This is a genomic window from Streptosporangium sp. NPDC000396, assembly GCF_042898655.1.
Lineage (GTDB): Bacteria > Actinomycetota > Actinomycetes > Streptosporangiales > Streptosporangiaceae > Streptosporangium.
The window spans coordinates 1-1,140 of the sequence record NZ_JBIAZA010000092.1 but is presented as its reverse complement, the minus strand read 5'-3'; the positions used below and the strand labels follow the sequence as shown (position 1 = coordinate 1,140).

1 pseudogene is annotated in these 1,140 nt (G+C 67.2%); it reads right to left on the bottom strand.

What is annotated here, in order from left to right:
* Positions 1-1,140, bottom strand: a pseudogene (locus tag ACFY2X_RS47330) (DNA-directed RNA polymerase subunit beta); the annotation flags it as partial.

The following is a 1,140-nucleotide window of genomic DNA, read 5'->3' as shown; positions in this document are numbered from 1 at the left end:
TCAGACCTCTTCGACGCTGCTCGGCTCGCGCCGAGACAGGTCGATGCCGAGCTCTTCCGCAGCGCGGAAGACGTCCTCGTCGGTGTCGCGCATCTCGATCGACATGCCGTCGCTGGAGAGCACCTCGACGTTCAGGCACAGCGACTGCATTTCCTTGATGAGGACCTTGAACGACTCGGGAATGCCCGGCTCGGGAATGTTCTCGCCCTTGACGATGGCCTCATAGACCTTCACCCGGCCGAGGACGTCGTCGGACTTGATGGTCAGCAGCTCCTGCAGGGCGTAGGCGGCACCGTAGGCCTCCAGCGCCCACACCTCCATCTCACCGAAACGCTGCCCGCCGAACTGCGCCTTACCACCCAGCGGCTGCTGGGTGATCATGGAGTACGGGCCGGTCGACCGCGCGTGGATCTTGTCGTCGACCAGGTGCAGCAGCTTCAGGATGTAGATGTAGCCGACCGAGATCGGGTGCGGGAACGGCTCGCCGGAACGGCCGTCGAACAGCTGGGCCTTGCCGTTCGGGCCGACCATCCGGCCGCCGTCCCGGTTGACCAGGGTGCTGTCGAGCAGGCCGACGATCTCTTCCTCGTTGGCGCCGTCGAACACCGGGGTGGCCATGTTGGTGCGCGGCTCGACCTGGGCGAAGCCCTTGTCGCGCAGCCGCTCGGCCCAGGCCTCCTCGATGCCCGAGATATCCCAGCCCCGGGCGGCGATCCACCCCAGATGGGTCTCCAGCACCTGGCCGACGTTCATCCGGCCGGGCACGCCCAGCGGGTTGAGGATGATGTCGACCGGCGTGCCGTCCTCGAGGAACGGCATGTCCTCGACCGGCAGGATCTTGGAGATGACACCCTTGTTGCCGTGCCGGCCGGCCAGCTTGTCACCGTCGGTGATCTTCCGCTTCTGCGCCACGTAGACGCGGACCAGCTCGTTGACCCCGGGCGGCAGCTCGTCGCCCTCCTCGCGGGAGAACACGCGCACCCCGATGACCTTGCCCTGCTCACCGTGCGGGACCTTCAGCGAGGTGTCACGCACCTCGCGGGCCTTCTCCCCGAAGATCGCGCGCAGCAGCCGCTCCTCGGGGGTCAGCTCGGTCTCACCCTTGGGCGTGACCTTGCCGACCAGGATGTCGCCGGTGAC